General features: G+C 66.3%; 11 protein-coding genes. 10 read left to right on the top strand and 1 reads right to left on the bottom strand.

All coding sequences use genetic code 11. The features are described 5' to 3' along the window. Position 1 precedes the first annotated feature (1 nt). The 10 genes from KF733_12410 to KF733_12365 all read left to right on the top strand — a co-directional run bounded on the left by KF733_12410 (position 2) and on the right by KF733_12365 (position 13,560). On the top strand, positions 2-931 hold the full coding sequence (locus tag KF733_12410) for an ABC transporter ATP-binding protein (protein QYK55797.1): 930 nt from the start codon (positions 2-4) through the stop codon (positions 929-931). Next, positions 928-2,478 (top strand): hypothetical protein, encoded by a 1,551-nt coding sequence (locus tag KF733_12405; GenBank protein ID QYK55796.1) that lies wholly within the window; start codon positions 928-930, stop codon positions 2,476-2,478. The genes KF733_12410 and KF733_12405 overlap by 4 nt, the downstream gene beginning before the upstream one ends. 5 nt (positions 2,479-2,483) lie before the next feature. Continuing rightward, positions 2,484-4,262, top strand: coding sequence for a hypothetical protein (locus KF733_12400; GenBank protein ID QYK55795.1), 1,779 nt, complete (start codon positions 2,484-2,486; stop codon positions 4,260-4,262). Next, on the top strand, positions 4,259-5,263 hold the full coding sequence (locus tag KF733_12395; GenBank protein QYK55794.1) for an AAA family ATPase: 1,005 nt from the start codon (positions 4,259-4,261) through the stop codon (positions 5,261-5,263). Before KF733_12400 ends, KF733_12395 begins: the two co-directional genes overlap by 4 nt. Further along, positions 5,263-6,132 carry a DUF58 domain-containing protein gene (locus KF733_12390; protein ID QYK55793.1) on the top strand — a complete coding sequence of 290 codons (870 nt, stop codon included), beginning with the start codon at positions 5,263-5,265 and terminating at the stop codon, positions 6,130-6,132. The genes KF733_12395 and KF733_12390 overlap by 1 nt, the downstream gene beginning before the upstream one ends. Continuing rightward, complete coding sequence (locus KF733_12385) at positions 6,129-7,952, top strand: BatA and WFA domain-containing protein (GenBank protein ID QYK55792.1); 1,824 nt, start codon at positions 6,129-6,131, stop codon at positions 7,950-7,952. Before KF733_12390 ends, KF733_12385 begins: the two co-directional genes overlap by 4 nt. Then, complete coding sequence (locus KF733_12380) at positions 7,928-10,777, top strand: VWA domain-containing protein (protein ID QYK55791.1); 2,850 nt, start codon at positions 7,928-7,930, stop codon at positions 10,775-10,777. The genes KF733_12385 and KF733_12380 overlap by 25 nt, the downstream gene beginning before the upstream one ends. A gap of 62 nt (positions 10,778-10,839) precedes the next feature. Continuing rightward, positions 10,840-12,063, top strand: a complete 1,224-nt coding sequence (locus KF733_12375; GenBank protein QYK55790.1) for a hypothetical protein — start codon at positions 10,840-10,842, stop codon at positions 12,061-12,063. Then, entirely contained in the window at positions 12,060-12,833 is a 774-nt protein-coding gene (locus KF733_12370) for a P-loop NTPase (GenBank protein QYK55789.1), read from the top strand. The genes KF733_12375 and KF733_12370 overlap by 4 nt, the downstream gene beginning before the upstream one ends. 37 nt (positions 12,834-12,870) lie before the next feature. Further along, positions 12,871-13,560 (top strand): prepilin-type N-terminal cleavage/methylation domain-containing protein, encoded by a 690-nt coding sequence (locus KF733_12365; protein QYK55788.1) that lies wholly within the window; start codon positions 12,871-12,873, stop codon positions 13,558-13,560. Here the strand turns inward: KF733_12365 and KF733_12360 are convergent. Continuing rightward, positions 13,557-16,952 carry a zinc-dependent metalloprotease gene (locus tag KF733_12360; GenBank protein ID QYK55787.1) on the bottom strand — a complete coding sequence of 1,132 codons (3,396 nt, stop codon included), beginning with the start codon at positions 16,950-16,952 and terminating at the stop codon, positions 13,557-13,559. The two genes, KF733_12365 and KF733_12360, sit on opposite strands and share 4 nt — an antisense overlap. Between the last annotated feature and the right edge of the window lie 72 nt (positions 16,953-17,024).

The raw sequence follows: 17,024 nt of genomic DNA, 5'->3' as shown, positions 1-17,024 counted from the left end.
GATGCTGGAAATCCACAACTTGAACAAACGGTATGGCAACTTGCAGGCCGTCTCGGACGTGTCCTTCTCGTTGCAGCCTGGCGACATCTTTGGCTTCATCGGCTCGAACGGAGCGGGGAAGACCACCACGATCCGCATGATCGCGACCCTGCTGGAGCCGGATTCGGGGACGGCCCGCCTGAACGGCATCGACATCCGCCGTGACCCCATGGCCGTGCGCAAGATGATCGGCTATATGCCGGACTTTTTTGGGCTCTATGACGACGTCAAGGTTTGGGAGTACCTGGACTTCTTTGCGAACCTCTACCGCGTCCCTGCCGCCGACCGGCCGAGCGTCATCGACAACGTTCTCGAACTCACTGACCTGGGCCACAAGAAGGACGCCTTCGCCTCGACCCTGTCACGCGGCATGCAACAGCGCTTGAGCCTAGCCAGGTGCCTTGTGCACGACCCTTCGCTCCTTCTGCTGGACGAACCGGCCAGCGGCCTTGACCCCCGCGCACGCGCCGAGCTGAAGGAGCTCATCGCGGAGCTTGGAAAGATGGGCAAGATGGTCATCGTCTCGTCCCACATCCTGCCGGAGCTCGCCGATTTTTGTAACTCGGTCGGCATCATCGAAAAAGGGAAGCTCGTGACTTGGGGGGCGGTCGAAAACGTGGTGCGCAGCGTCCAGGCCCACAAAATCCTGGAAGTCCGATTCCTCGACAAAGCGTCCGAGGCGAGCCTCTTCCTCCACGGCCGCAACCACGTGACAGGCACCCACCTCATGGGTTCGACCACGGTGAAGATCGAGTTCGCAGGCGATGGGACGGACCAAGCCGACCTGCTCCAGTCGCTGGTGAACGCGGGCTACAGGGTGACCGACTTCCGCGAAGTCTCCGCGGACCTTGAAGACGTCTTCCTCACGGTCACCACGGGGGCCGTCCAGTGAACCCCGCGGCTTGGCTCGGCGAGCAGCGCCGCATCTATTTCGGCAACGCCTGCTCGATCCGCGAGTACAGGACCTGGATGCGCGGCAATCGCGCCCCGATCCTCATGGGCGGCTACCTTGGGTTGCTGGTGCTCATGGCGCTCTCCTTCTATTCCAGTCTCGGGTTCCGAGGCGCGGCGAGCGTCAGCCAGCTCCAGAACGAGCTGCTCGGCTTCTATTTCGCGCTTGTGGCGATGCTGGAGGCGATGCTCGCCTTGGTGGCGCCGGTGGTCGTGGCGACTTCGATCACGGGGGAGTTCCAACGGCAGTCGATCGACCTCGTTTTCTCGTCGCCGGCCTCGATCAAGTACTTTTTGGTGGGCAAGCTTTGGAGCGGTTTCCGCTATGTCTTGATGTTGCTGGCCCTTTCGTTCCCGATCGTTTCCATCTGCATCGTGATGGGCGGCGCGGAGTTGATGGACGTCCTCGCCGTCTATGGTGTGCTGGCCGCTCGGGGCCTTCTCTATTGTTCGATTTCCGTCCCGATCGCCTTCCTTGCCATCAAGACGGTGCCCACCGTGATCTGGAGCTATTTGACGGTCGTGGCGTGGAGCGTTTTCTCTACCATGGTTCTGGCCGCCTTCGGCGGGTTCGCCGGGATGATGGGCGGCTCGATGCCCTTTCACCTGGCCCTCAGCCCTTTCCTCGCAGTTCCGGCAGGGCCCGGCGCGACGCCGGTCTTCGGGGTGCCGGTCCCGAACGTATTGCTGGTCCTTGCCTGTGTGCTGGCGGTGACCAAGCTGATGATGCTGGGGGGCGGCACCATCGTGACCGGTGCGGGTTCGGCCGAGGCCCGCAGCCTCCGGATCCATGGCGCGGTCTATACGCTTTTGATCGGCGTGCTTTTGGGTTTCGCCGGGTCGGGTTCTGTGGTTGGGGTCGGGCCGGCCTCGTTGTCGTTCGCCGGGAACATCCAGTGGGTGAGCTTCCTCTTCCTGATTGTCGCGCCGCACCTCTTCACGTGGTCGGCGGGCGGCGGCCCAAAGGTTTTTCCGAACGGTTCGTTCCAGCCTAAGCTGGCCTTCCGCGGGAGCCCGGCGGGAGCGCTGCCGTACCTCCTGGTGTTGCTGGTCTGTCTGATCGGCGGCGCGGTCGGCACGGGCATCGCTTTGGGCTCGTCGCTGAGGACGGAAGACCTTGTCGCCTTGGCGGGGGTGTGCGCGATGTGGCTCTTGCTTTACTCCTTGGGTTGGGCCGCCTCGGCGGCGCTGTTTATGGGGTCTAGAGAGAGCCGCCCGGCCGGGCCGGACGCGGCCCGTCGCCTCACCACGCTGTTCCTCTTCCTCGTCCTCGTGATGCCGTGGCCGGTCATGGGTGCCTTGGAGAGTGCAACGGCTTTGCAAGGGGGAGTGCCGGGTTGGACCCTCCGCTATTACCCGCTTGCGCTGACCGGCCCGATCCAAGAAGTCGGCATCAAGGCCCTGGTGATGTTCGGCCTGGCTGCCGCCCTGTTTGCTTGGGCCGATTCCGTCCGCCGGAACGCGGGCGCGAGGCGACAGGTTTTATGATGAAGATGAGGCCGTTCGAATTCCGCGTGAGATTGGTCCGGGCCTGGATCGGGCTTGGGGTCGGGTTGTGCGCCGGTGCCCTGGCGGCAGGGGTCTGGGCGGGGCTGGATTGGCTCCGCATCGCCTATGCCGACCTGGCCTCCCTTGGGGCGTTAGCCGGCGCAGGCGCCGTGCTCGGGGCCGTCGTCGGCGCGTCTTGGAAGCTCGACCGTGCCGCCCTGGCCCGGAGCCTTGACCGGCGGGCCGGGTTGCAGGACCGGCTCGGCACGGCCGCGGCCGTGCCGTCCGGCGAGTTTGGCGAGGCGCAACGCGGCGAAGCCGAGGGCTGCCTGGAAGGGGCGAGCCCCGCCAAGCTCTATCCCATCCGCGGCACGCGCTGGCACGGCCTGGCCCTTGCGCTCGCAGTGGCTTCCACGGCGCTCTTCCTTTTGGGGAACAGCCCGCTCGCGCGCGGGCCCAAGACGGAGGAGGAGCGCAAGGAACTGGCCGCGATGGGGGAAAAGGTCCGTCGCATCGCCAAGCCGTTGCTGCAAAAGCAAGACGTGCTCGACCAAAACCCGGACGCGCGCAACGCCGCGAAGGAACTCGACCGCTTCGCGATGGAGCTCGAGCACGGGAAGTTAAACCGTGAGGAGGCGCTTCGGAAGGCGAACGACCTCGCAGCCCAAGCCGAGAAGGCGGTGAAAGACGAGGCGCAGAAAGCGCAAGAGACCCTCGCAAAGGGCGAGAGCGTACTCTCGAAGTGGGAGAAGGCGCAGTTGGACAAGGCTGGGCTCGACGCCCAAGACCTGGAGAAGCTGAAGCTGGGGGACAGCGAGAAGGAGTTGCTGGCGCGGACGATGAAGGAGCAAGGGTTCCAGAGCCCGCCCTCGAAGTTCAATGCCAAGGACTTGGCGCGGATGGGTCTGGACCGTGAGGCGGAGACTCTCGCCAACCTCACCCCACAGCAAGTCGAGGCTCTCCAAAAGACGTTGGCGGAGCGGCAGCAGCGCATCCAGAAGGAGATCGACCGCATCGACGCCATGACCCCGGAAGAGCGCGCCAAGCACATGAAGGAGCTCGAGGCGCTGAAGAAGCAACTGGAGACGGCGAGCAAGCTCATGGACGCGCTCAAGTTGAGCGACAAGGCGCGCAAGGCGCTGGAAGAGCTCGCCAACAGCCCGGAGGCCAAGCAACTGCGGGAAATGATGGAGAAAATGGCGGAGAAGGCGCAACAGATGCAGCAGGGACAGCCGCCTTCGAAAGAAGAGATCGAGAAGATGCAGAAGGCCCTGGAGGCACTGGCCGGCCAGCTTCAGGATCCCCAGCTGAAGCAAGAAGTGCTCGAGCAAATGCGCAAGACGCTGGAGGCGCTGAAGAAGGGCGACATCAGCATGGAGGCGGCGATGGCGATGATGGCCGCGATGGGACTGGGGCCGGGCAACAACAGCGGCCAGAACAGCGGCGACGGGAACGGCGAGAACGGCGACGGCGGCACGGGCAGCCAAGACGTCTTCCAAAACACAGGGCGGGTCAACAAATCGGACAAGGAGATGGAGACGAAAGGCAAGGGCTCGAGCACAGCGGTCAAGGGCCAATGGGGCGAGAAGGGCCAGGAATGGACGCTGGAAGTGAAGGCCCCGACAAAGGTCGGCTCCCGAAGCTCCGTGCCGTACCGACAGGTGCTGCCCAGCTATCGCAAGGCGGCGGAGAAAGCGATGAACACGGACAAAATCCCGCGCGAACAGGAAAAGCGCGTCCGCGAGTACTTCGACTCGCTCAACGAGACCGGGGGCAAGAAGTGAGCGCCCAAGACCAAGCGGCTTGGTTCCGCGAGACCTTCACCCGCGTGCGCGAGGAGATCGGGCGCGTCGTTATCGGCCAAGACGATGTCGTCGAAGGCGTGCTCGTCTGCCTGGCTGCCAACGGCCACGCGCTCTTGGAAGGGATGCCGGGCTTGGGCAAGACCCTCCTCGTGCGGACCCTGTCGAGCGTGCTGGACCTCTCGTTCAGCCGCATCCAGTTCACGCCGGACATGATGCCCGCGGACGTGACGGGCACGAACGTGCTGGTCGCCGCCGAAACGGGGGAGCGCGCGTTCCAGTTCCGCCACGGCCCCATCTTTGCCAACCTCGTCCTGGCGGACGAGATCAACCGCGCGACGCCGAAGACGCAGAGCGCCCTGCTGGAAGCAATGCAGGAGCGCGGCGTGACGGTGGGCGGCGCCCGCCACGAGCTCGGCCAGCCGTTCTTGGTGATGGCGACCCAGAACCCGATCGAGCAGGAGGGCACGTATCCCTTGCCGGAAGCCCAACTCGACCGTTTCTTTTATAAGCTGCTCGTGCCTTACCCCACCCGGGCGGAACTGGCCGAAGTGGTGGCGCGGACGACCGGTTCGGAGGAAGCGAAGGCGGGGCAGGTGGCGACGGGAGCGGACGTGATGAAGATGCGCGACGTGGTCCGTGAAGTCGTGGTCGCGCAGCACGTGCTGGAGTTCGGCCTCAGCATCGTTGTCGGCACCCACCCGGAAGGGGAAGGCTCGACCCCCATCGGTGAGAAGTACGCGCGGTATGGCGCTTCGCCGCGCGGGGCGCAGTCCATGGTGACCGCCGCCAAGGTCTACGCGCTGCTCGACGGGCGGTTCCACGTGGCCAAGGAAGACCTCGCGAAAGCGGCGCTCCCGGCCCTGCGCCACCGCGTGCTCTTGAACTTTGAAGCGGAGGCGGACGGGTTTACGGCCGACCGGTTCGTGACGGACGTGGTCGCCCACGTTCGTTCGAACGACCGCGACCCGATCGGCGTGTGATGACGGTCCTCGCCCCCGCCGAGCTGCGGTTGCTGGAAGGAGCGCGGCTTTCTCCGCGCAAGCGGTTCCCAGGGCGGGTCCGCGGCGAGCGGCTCACCCAGGCGCGCGGTATCAGCGTCGAGTTCAGCGACTATCGCCAGTACGCGGCGGGCGACGACTTGCGCCACCTGGATTGGAACGTCCTCGCCCGATTCGGCCACGCCGTGACGAAGACCTACCGCGACGAGGAGGACCTGGCCGTCCACATCTTGCTCGATGCGAGCGAAAGCATGGCCTTCGGGGAGCCCGAGAAGTTCGACGCGGCGCGGGGGTTGGCCTGCGCGCTCGGCCTCGTCGCCTTGAACGGGGGGGACGCGGTGATGCCCCGCCGGCTGGGAGAACGGGACACTCCACGGGGCGCGCTCCGCGGCCGCGCCGCCTTCTTGAGGTTGGCCAACTGGGCGAACGGCGTCGTGCCAGAGGGGCACGCCTCCCTGGCCGAAGGGTTGCGCAGCTTTGTGAAGAGCCGGGCGCGCACGGGCCTGGTCGCGCTCGTGACGGACGGGATGGACCCTGAGGTGTTTGATGCCCTGCGCATGCTCGGCGGGCGCGGCCACGAGGTCTGGCTCCTCCAGGTGCTCAGCGCGATCGAACTCGACCCGGACTTAGAAGGCGACCTGCGCCTGATCGACTCCGAATCGGAAGTCGGCAAGGACGTTACCGTCAACTCGCTCGCCATGCGCGAGTACCGGGCGCGGCTGGCCGAGCACAACGGTCGGCTACTGGAGGAGTGCCGCCGCCTAGGCGGGCGGTATGCCCTGGTCCCGGCGGAGCGGCCGCTCGTCCAGACCGTGCGCGACGTCTTTCGGCGAGAGGGGTGGTTCGAATGAACTTCCAGAACCCGGTCGCGCTGGCTTGGTTCCTGCCGCTCGCGACCGTCGTGGTCGCGCTCTACCTCTTGCGCATGCGGCGTCGGAACGTCCGCGTGCCCGCCGTCTTTCTCTGGCCGCAGCAGACTGAGGAAGTCCGCGCCAACTCGCTCTTCCAGCGGCTTCGCTTCAGCTGGCTCCTCGTCCTGCAGCTCCTCGCGCTCGCCTTGGTCGCGATTGCCTTTGCGCGTCCGCAGGTGGTGGAGCGGGGCCTGGCGGGAAAGGTGACGGTCATCGTGCTCGACGCGAGCGCGAGCATGGGATCGACCGATGTCGGCCCTTCGCGCTTCGAGGCGGCGCGTGCGGTCGCGGGCAAGATGATCGAGGAAGCGGTCGCGGGCGACCGTCTCGCCCTGATCGAGGCGGGCCCCGTCCCTCGCGTCGTCTTCCCGCTCGGGGCCGAGGCGGCCCGCCAGAAGCAGCGCCTCAAGGAACTGGAGGTGACCGACGGGCCAGCCGACCTCGGAGAGGCCCTTCGCCTGGCGGCGGGCCTCGTCTCCAGCACCCAAGGGGCCAAGATCGTGGTGTTGAGCGACGGCTCGTTCCCGCAGGTAAACGACTTCTCGCCGGGCCAAGCGGGCGTGCTCTACCAGAAGTTCGGGCAATCGGGCGAGAACCTGGCCGTCTCCTCTTTGGGCAGCGCGACGACCGCAAGCGGTCGGCAAGCTTATTGCGGCGTCCGCAACTTTGGCCTCGCCGCCGCGGAGACTGTGCTGACGATCAAGGCGGACGGCCAGGCCATCGATTCGCGCAAAGTCCGCGTCGAACCGGGCCAGACCTCCGGCACGACGGTGGACGTGCCCTCGGGGGCAAAGGTGTTGACAGCCGAGATCGAGAACGGCGGCGTCCTCAAAGCGGACGATTTCGCGGTCGAACTGCTCGACCCAGGCGCGAACCTGCGCGTGTTGATGGTGGGGAAGGCGGACGTCTTCCTGCAGAAGGCGCTCTCGCTCGACCCCCGCGTGACGCTCGACTTCGCGGAGCGGCTTCCGGAATCGGCCCGGCCGGACGGGTCGGGCACGGGCTATGACATCGTCATCTTTGACGGAGCGGCCGAAGAGCCGGTCAAGGCGCGGGGGGTCTTGACCCTCGGCGTCCCGGGGGCCCCCTCACCGGCGAAGGCGGGCGGCACGGCGACGAACTTGGAGTTCGTCTCGGCCAAGGACCATCCCCTGCTGAGAGGGGTGGACTTTACGGGCGTCTACATCGAGACGGCGACGCGGCTTGAGCCGAAGGCGATGGGCAGCGTGCTTGCCGAGACGAAGTCCGGCCCGCTCCTGGTCGTGGCGAACGGGCGGCCGCGCCAAGTGTTGCTCGGCTTCAGCCCGCTCGACTCGGACTTCCCGTTGAACGTCGGCTTTCCGATCTTCGTGGGCAACGTGCTGGACTATCTTGGCGGCAAGGGGACCACGGGCGACGTCGCCGTCCGGGTCGGGCAAGCCTTCGCACTGCCGGCCAACGGCCAACCCCAGGCGCGGTTGCGCGGGCCGGGAGGCGAACAGGTGGAGCTCGCCGCAAAGGACGACCGCTTCGACTTTCGCGGGCTTGGTAAGGCCGGGGTCTATGAGCTCACCGCCGGCAACAAGAAGCGGACGGTCTACGCCGTTCTGCGCGACGAGGAAGAGAGCGACACCAGGCCGCGCGACCGGCTGGCCCTCGCGGGCTCGACCGTGACGGCCGCCCAGTCGACCCAGAGGCTCGGCGATGTCTGGAAGCCCATCGTCCTCCTGACCTTGCTCGTCCTCGCGTGCGAGTGGTGGCTCTTCGCGAGGAAGTCGTGATGCGGTTCACCGATCCCTGGTACGCGCTCTTACTCCTCCCGGTCCTCGCAGGGCTCTGGGCGAGTTGGGGGTCGGTGCACGGCATGGCCAAGGGCCGGAAGCGGTTCGCCTTCGCGGTGCGCGCGGTGCTGGCGGCGCTGCTCGTCTTGGCCCTGGCAGGCCCGCAGAGTCGGCGTCCGAACCAGGGTATGGCCACCGTCTTCGTGGTCGACCGGAGCGACAGCGTCCAGGACGCGGAGCGCGACCGGGCGGACGCTTTCGTGCGGGAGGCGATGCAGAAGCTCGGCCCCGACGACATGGCCGGGGTGGTCGCTTTCGGGGCCACGCCCCTGCTCGATTCCGCCCCCGGCGGCAGGCGCGACTTTCCCGGGGTCCAGTCGAAGGTCGACGGTTCGGCGAGCGACATTGCGGCGGCGATCCGTCTGGCCTCGGCCAGCTTCCCAGAGGGCAAGGCGCGTCGTATCGTGATGCTCACGGACGGGAACGAGACCCGGGGCGACCTCATGCAGGCGGCGGAGGTGGCTGCGAGCGAGGGGGTTCCCCTCGACTTCTTTGCCCTCGGGATCAAGGCCGAACAGCGCGAGGCGAGCGTGGTCGAGCTTTCAACCCCGAGCGAACGCCGCGCGGCCGAGCCCTTCGAGGCACGGGTGGTGGTGGAGTCTACGGTCCAGCAACGGGCGACGCTCGTGATCGACCGGGACGGCGCCGTGGTCTCGAGACAGCCCGTCCTGCTGGACAAAGGCAAGACCTCCATTGTCTTGGACCAGCGGCTGGAGGACCCGGGCTTCTATCGGTACCGGGCCACGCTGGAGCCCGAGTTCGATTCCGACCGGCGCAACAACATCGGCGCGTCCTTCACGACGGTCCGGGGCAAGCCCAGGGTGTTGGTGCTGCAAGGCAGCACGAACCACCAAGACCTGGCCCAGGCGCTCTCGCGCCAAGGCCTGGACGTGGACCTTCGCGGGGGTGACGGCGTTCCCGTGCGGGCCGAAGACCTTCAGCCGTACGACGCCGTCTTTCTGAACGACCTCGACGCGAAGTTCATGGGAGCTCGGCAGATGCAGATCCTGCGGGCGGCTGCGCGCGACACGGGCATCGGGCTGGCCATGGTCGGGGGCGAAGGCTCGTTCTTGCCGGGGGGCTGGTATGGGACGCCGGTCGCCGACGCCTTGCCGGTGGACCTCAATGTGCGCCAACGGAAGTCCTTCCCCTCGACCACGGTGTTAGTGATCGCAGACGCTTCTGGCTCAATGGCCATGCCGGAGGACGGCGTACAGAAGATCCAGCTCGCTGCCAAGGCGGCCGAGGAGACGGTCAAGCTGCTATCCGCGATGGACCGGGTCGGGGTCGCGGGCTCGGCGGACGGCATCGAGTTGGTCGCCCCGATCCAACCCCTGAAGGACAAACCCGGCGTCATCAGCCAGATCAGGAAGCTACGTCCGGGGGGAGGCGGGATCTACGCCGAGCCTTCGATGCAGTTCGCCCAAAAGCAGTTGCTCAAGGAAGACACCAAGGTGCGGCACTTCATCTTGCTGGCCGACGGCGCGGACGTCGACACTTACGGCAATTCGCTGGCGATCGTCCGGGACATGTTCTTGCAGAAAGTGACCACGAGCGTCGTCTCGATCGGCGACGGCAAGGACGTGCCTTTCCTGAAGCAGTTGGCGGCGGCGGGCGGGGGCCGCTTCTATCTCACGAACAAGGCGTCGAAGCTGCCCGCGATCTTCACCCAGGACGTCGCGGTCATGAGCCGGTCGGCGATCGAAGAGATCACGTTCGTGCCTGAGATGCGCTCCGGCGAGGAGGCCCTGCGGGGCTTCGCCCCTTCCGAGCTTCCCGCCCTTTTCGCCTATTGCCTCGCGGACGTCAAGCCTCTGGCCAGGGCCAGCCTCCTCTCCCCGAAGAAAGACCCGGTCTTCGTCACCTGGCAATACGGCCTGGCGCGGACCTTGGCCTTCACCAGCGACGCCCAGTCTCGGTGGGCCGCGCGGTGGGTGCAATGGCCGGGTTTTGGGCGGTTCTGGGGCCAGGCCGCGCGCTCGATCGCCCGCCGCTCGACCCAAAACGACTATCAGTTCGCGGTGGCGCAGGACGGTGGCAAGGGCCGGATCAGCCTCAAGGCGACCGACCGACTGGGCAATCCGCTGCCCGCCTCCCAGGCCGAAGTGACGGTCAGCTCCCCCACGGGGGAGTCGCAGTCCGTCTCGCTGAACCAGGAGGCGCCGGGGGTTTTCTCCGGCAACTTCAAGGCGGACGAACTTGGCAGCTACATCGTGAGCGTGGCGGAGTCGGCCGGCGGGGGAGCGAAGAGGATCGCGACCAGCGGGTTCTCGATCCCCTATCCGCCGGAGTATCGCCAGGCAGCGGCGAACTCGGCGCTGCTGACGGCGGCGAGCGCCCTGACGGGGGGCGAGGCCCTGGCGCGGCCCGTGGATGCCCTGCGGCCTGTGCCGAACCCAGGGGAGACGCTCACCGACCTTTGGCCCTGGTTCCTCCTTGCCAGCCTGCTGCTGCTACCGTTCGACGTGGGCGTGCGTCGCGTGGCCTTGCCGCTGAAGGCGATCCTGGCGGGGGCGCTGGCTCGGCTACACCCGAACAGGGCACCGCAGACCGCGCCGGAGACCATGGCCCGGCTTCGCCAGGCGAAGTCGAGGGTGACGCCCGCAGAGGCTGGCCCGACCGCGGGCCAGAAGCCTCCTGCCCCGGCTCCAAGGGTCGAACCTCGGGCCGGAACTCCCCATGCCCCTCAAGATTCGCCGCCCGGCTCGACTGCCGGACGCCTGTTGGACGCGAAGCGACAGAAGCGGGCCGGACGCAACCCGTAATTCGACTGTGGAGCAGGAAGCGCCATTCCGACAATTCGGACTGGTACCGCGGAATGCCAGCCATGCCGACAAATGCCTCCGAAGAGCCGCTTGAGCCAAAGCCAAAGACCAAGCGTCGCGGCGGAGAGTCCCAGACCCTTGAGGCCGTAGCCCAGCTGACGGCCCTGGTGCAGTCGTTGCAGGCGGACGTCACCGATCTTCGCCAAGCCGTCCAAGCTGCCCCGGCACCGGCGGCCGTCCTGGAACCGGAGGCGCCCACGCCGGTCGCGATCGCCCCAGAGGTGGAGGAGCAGAGTGAATCCGTCCTGGCCCGCATTCGGGATCAGATCGGCGCGGAGATCGCCATCGACCGGGAGAGCCTCATGCTCGAGCTCCAGGTGGCGATGGACAACCCAGAAGAGATCGACTTCAATTTCGAGGCGGTGCCCGAGGAGCAGGTTCCTTTGCAGGCCCTCTCTCGCGAGGAGATTCCGCAGGACCTCGCCGACGCCATCGACCGGTTCAACGGCGAGAGGCAAGGGGCGTCCGCCGCAAGGGAGCCTAGAATGGCTGGGGCCGGGGCCGAGGATGTGGAAGAAGACAGTGCGGAACTGGTGATCGCCACGGTTACTGACGAAGAGATCGCGGCGCTCTTCGCCGCCACCGACGCCGTTTCTCAAAGCTCATCCGAGCCTGAACCCGCACCCACCCAGGAGGTCCCGAAGGCCATGGCACCAGAAAGTGACCGCACGATCCTATCGGAAGACGAGATAAAGGCGCTGCTCGCAGACACCCAAGCGGGTGACGCGGCTAGCCCCACCCCGGTGACGGACAAGCACCACGAGGCGAAGGACCCGGAGCCGGCGCTGGAGCTTGTCGCCGCGGAGGAGCCCACCTTTGTCGAAGAGGAGCCCGCAATCAGTTTCGAGCCTAAGCCGACCGAGACGGTGGCTTCGGTGCCTGCCTTCGTCTCTCCGACGATCGCGCACGGGCTGCATCCGCGAGACGCGGCACTTCGCTTGGTGCCGGGGGCGGTCGCGGCCAGCGCGCTTGCCGTGCCCCTTTCGGTCCATGGCGACCGGCTCTTGGTGGCGGTTTGCGAACCGGTCGACCAGGAAGGTCTCGATGCGATCGCCAAGGCGAGCGGAAAGAGGGTCGAGACCCAGACCGTCGACCTCCAGGATATCGTCGAAGCCTTGCGCCGCGCCTATGGCGGGGCACGGTCGGTGGCAGCGGAACCCGTCGCGGAAGACAGCCGCCCGTCGCTGGTCACGAAGCTCGTGGCTTGGATCAAGGGGGCGGCATGAAGTCCATCGCGGTGGTGAGCGGTAAGGGCGGGGTCGGCAAGTCGACCGTCGCATTGAACCTGGCGCTCGCCTTTGGCGACCTCGGGGAGAAGGCGCTCCTGGTCGATGCGGACATGGCCCTGCCGAACCTCGACGTCTTGGCCGGAGTCTCCTCGGCGGGGCTGGTGGGAGACTTCGCCTTGGGCGAGGCCACATTGGCCCAGGCGTGCGTTCGGCTCGCAGATAAGGTCGAGCTTTTGGGCGGCTCGCCCAGGCGCTCTGCGGAGATCGTCCTCCCTGTTTGCGACCGTGTCTTGATGGAAGGTCGTGAGTTCGACGTGGCTGTCTTCGACGCCGCGACGGGGTTGGCGAACGGCGCCGTCGAGCTCGCCGAACGTTGCGACGTCGTGCTCCTGGTGACGGAGCCGGAGCCAGGCGCCTTGCTGGACGGGCTTTGCTTCCTGGAAGCCGCTCGCCACGCGGAAGACTGCCGCATCCTGGTGAACCGCGTCTCGGGGCCGGCCCAGGCGCAGACCGCGGCCCAAGCCTTGGCGGCCGAAGCGGTGAGGCAGTCGAGCGTCAAGCCAGGCTTTGCGGGCCACGTCTTGGAGGACGAGCGCTTCCGTCGCGCCGCCCGCCGTCGCAAGCCCTACCTTCTTGCGCATCCCTTTGCAGGCCCGTCACGCCAGCTCAGAAAGATTGCGAAGGGCCTTTTGCAGCCTCGGAATGCGGGTGCAGAGCTCGAGCTTGCTCCGAGCGGTTCCGGCGGCTCTCTCCGCGAGGCGGCGTAGCCCTCGATTTTCACGGCCCCCCATAACGTATAGGAAGGTGGTGCTGCGGCGGGCCTTTACGTTGATCGAGCTTCTGGTCGTGATCGCGATCCTCGCGATCCTTGCCGCCATCCTGTTCCCGGTCTTCACCTCGGCGAAAGGGGCGGCCCACCGCGCCACCTGCCTGAGCAACATGCGCCAAGTCGGGCTGGCCCACACCATGTACGTCGATGAAAGCGACGGAAGGATGCCGGACCGGCGCGACCTGAAGTCTAGCCTGCCTGGGGGCTACCTGCCTTGGAACTCGTGGCCGCTCTCGGACCCCCGTGCCGGGTGGGCGGGAGCGGTCCTCCGCCCCTATGCGGGCAACTCGGTCGACGTCTTCTCCTGCCCGGCTTCCTTGGCCAAGTTCAAAAACGTGGTCCAGGTGCGCCAAGAGTTCCCGGGCGGGTCCTCGACCTATTGGCTCTGGCGCTATGACCGGATCGACGACCCTGTGCCGCGCGACAACTTCTGGGGAAAGACGCCGGACCAAGCCGTGGCCGACTTGCGGGAGCAGGCCGACCCGATCATCGGCGTCCCAGAGGGGCAAGCGGACGTCGAGCTTATGGTCGATCCGTACTTCCCCCGCACGATCAACCGCGTGCCCGACGCGCTCAAAGGTTTGGCCGTACATAGTGGCGGGCGCAACCGCCTGTTCTTAGACGGCCACGCCCGCTTCCTAAAGGACGTCCGGACTCCGAATTAGTCCTTCGTCCTTCCTCCGCCCAGCAGCATCTCGAGCAGGCTCATCGGGGCTTGGCCCTGTCCGCCGATCGTCTCGCGGGCGTCCAGGGCGCGGCGAATGCGCATCGCCGTCTCTTCCCAATGGAGCCGGGTCATCGTGTCCGCGGTCTTCGGTGCAGCGGCTTCCAGCTTTCCTGCGAGCGTGCGCAGGTTGTCCCACGCGAGGGTGCGCGCGTCGTTCGGCAGCCCGCTTTGCGGCCTCAACATGAAGGTCATGAGAAGGTCGACGTGGTTGCGCTGCAAGTCGCGTCGGATCTGGGTGACCTGGCGTCGGCCGGCGACTTCGGACCAGACGGCCGAATCGACGGTTTGGAATATCTCGGCGAGGGAGAGCTGGCCTTCCGGCGCTTTGAACTGGTTGTTCGCGACGCGCGAGAGGCGGGCCGGGCTCATCAGGTTGTTGAGGATCCCCTTCTGGGCCGCGGAAAGCTGGTCGAGGATCGGGAACGAGTTCGAGCCCGCGATCATGCCTTCCATGAGGCCGGCGTCCGGGTTCATGGTGAAGTAGACGAGGTCCGACTTGCGAAGCTCGAACGAGTTCTCCGCCAAGGCGGTCTGGGCGAGCGCCTGGAGCGCCTGCCGTTGCTCTTCGAGAGGGATCGGGGCAAGGGTCGGCTTCTCGCCCGCATCCCCGCGGAAGTTGGCGTTGCGGCGCAGGGCGCCGACGTAGCGGACGAGCTGGCTCGCGCTCCGCGTCTGGAACGAGAGCAGGGAGTTGAAGTCCCGCGTGAACTTGTAGTAGCTTTCGCCGTTCCGCGGAAGCCTCGAACTCAGGTTGGAGAGGAGGCTCTTGGAAAGGTCCCCCATCTTGGTCCAGTACTCGATCGGCTGGGCGCTGAGGTCGAACCGCGTGATATACGGGTCGAAGCCGTCTGCGACCTCGTCGCTCTGGTAGGCGAGGCCGGGCGAGTTAGTCTGGGTCGCGATTTCGGCCAGGCGGCGCTGCTCGCCGATTCGAGAGCCGCCGAAGTCGCTATAGCCATAGGCGACGGCCCAGGCGTCGTACTTGCCGATGCCGGGGCCATAGAAGGCGGTGCCCGGCGCGGAGAGCGCGAACGGGTTGAACGGCACGTAGTCCATGACGCTCGCCGAGGTGCTGTCCTTACTCACCAGGTCCGGGTTACCCAGCTGGTGGGCGTCCAACTCGGTGCTGGCGACGAAGTTGTGGCGAAGGCCGAGGATGTGCCCGAATTCGTGGGCGACGACGTGGGTGATGAACTGCTTCAGGTACTCCTTTTCGCTCATCCACGGGTGTTCTGCGGCCAAGAGCTGGACCGCGAGGTTGCCGACGTGGGCCTGGTGGAGGCCGTCGGTGGCGGCGCGGCAGTTGAAGGGGAGCGCGGCCAGAGATTCCGGCTTAGGCTCCGATTCGACGGTCACGGCGCTGGCCGGGTCGATGGCGACCTGGAACTCGCCGGTGGTGGCGCGAACGATGTTCGCGTCGACCAGGATCGAGGCGTTCAGGATCTCACCGGTGACCGGGTTCGGGCGGAACAGTGCGACGGCATAGGCGGCGTTGGGCGAAGCCACCCAGCGCACCACGTTGTAGCGCATATCGGCCGGGTCGAAGTCGGCGTCGTCCGGCATCTGCTTCACTTGGATGGCGTCCTTGAAACCGATTTTTTCAAAGGCCGGGTTCCAGACGAGCAGCGCGTCGCGGACCGCATCGCGGTAGTCAGTGGGGATGGCGTTGTCCAGCCAGAAGACGATCGGCTTGACGGGCTCGGAGAGCGCTTGACTCGGGTCTTTCTTCTGCAGGTTCCAGCGGATGATCCACTGCGTGGTCTGGTCGCGGTCCGCGTCCTTGGTGAAGTCCTGGTAGGCGACCGTGAAATAGCCGACGCGGGCGTCGTACTTGCGCGGCTTATAGCCGTTGTCGGTCGGGAGCGGGAAGAGGTTGTAGACGACCTTGACGACGATGCTGCGCGGGTCCGCGTTGGTGCCGCCGCCGAACAGATCGGCGAGGCCGCCGCCACCGCCGCCGCTCCCCTGGAAGTTGTAGACCGTCTCCGCGACGAGGTTCTCTGGGAAAAGCTTGAAGGAGCTGACGTACGACTTTTCGCGGTCCATCGAATAGCTCGACCCGCCGCCGAGGCCCGGAATGAGCCCGCCACCGCCTTGGAACAAGGCGTTGAGGCGCGCGATGTCGCCCCTGAAGAGGTCACTTACGTCGATCAGGAAGGAGTCCCGCTCCTTCGACCGGGCTTCCACGCGGAACTGCTCGACGAACGATTCGGCGAAGCTCCGCTTCACCGCGCGATCGATGGGCAGGCTCGCATCGGAGCGGAAGTTCAGGTTCGGGACGACCATCGCGACCCGGTCCTTGGAAGTCGGCTCGAGCTTAAAGACGAGGTCGTTGATCGGGTTGCCCGTCACGACCTGCTCCGAGTTGCCCGACCCGGCCGTGGCCTGGAGCATCATCAGCTTCCCGACCTGGTCGTTCTTCACCTCGAGGTAGATGGACTTGCGTCCTTCTTCGTCCTTGGTGTAGGCGGTGACGAAGCCTTCGAGCTTGTCGTAGCCCTTGACCACGTCCTCGATCTTCTTGGCTTCCGGCTCGGCCCCGGCCTCGCCGCCCGGGCCACCCGGCATCGGGCTGCCCGCGGTGCGCTCGCCGGTCCCCGTCGCCTGGGCATAGATCGTGCCGGTCGGGCCGGGGAAGGGGACGTTCGAAAGCTCGAACGTGTTCTTGACGACGTCGCCCGTTGCGACCTCGACCCAGAGGACCGATTTTGAGCCCAGGGCAGGCGTGCCCGAACTCTCGGTGTAGCGCATGTTGATCTTCGCGCATTTCACGCCGGCGACTTCCTCAAAGGCGACGAGCTCGAAGTTCGCGCTGGCCGCCTTGGACCGCAGCGTCGCGTCTGCCTTGTAGTCGTACTTCCACTTGTCGCCGACGCCGACCGGCTTCTCGGAGAAGACGGGTTGCTGGGCGATCCAGAGCCGGACGGAGAAGCCTTCGTCGTCTTCCGACCGCGAGTCCTTATAGGAGGCCAGGGTGCCGTCTGCGCGCACGACGGTCGTGCTCGGGGCCTCCTTCTCCTCGCTCGCGGGCATCGTCTGGCCGTTGATGGACTGCGAGCTCGACTCTGTGAGCCGCTCGAAAGTCACGGTGCCGTCCGCGGATTTCATGACGGTGACCTTGTAGGTCTCGTTAATTTCAAGCTTCAGCTGTTGCCCGCCCGCATCCAGTTGGACGTTCGCGGTGGACTTGTACCGAGCGATCTGGCCCTCGGTGCCGAGCACTTGAAGCTTGACCTTCTCCTGGACGGCCGGCGCGGCCGCGACAAGGGAAAGGGCGAAGAACAGGCCGTAGAGTCGACCTTGACCAAGGGAAGTTCTTTTAGAAGTCACGGTGTCGTTCCAACAAGGAGGCGTGAAACCTACTTGCACAGGGACAATTATGGTTCACAGAAGGCGGGTGGC

Source organism: Fimbriimonadaceae bacterium (assembly GCA_019454125.1).
Taxonomy (GTDB): Bacteria; Armatimonadota; Fimbriimonadia; order Fimbriimonadales; family Fimbriimonadaceae; genus JALHNM01.
The sequence above is the reverse complement of the archived record's forward strand: the minus strand, read 5'-3'. Positions and strand labels throughout refer to the sequence as shown.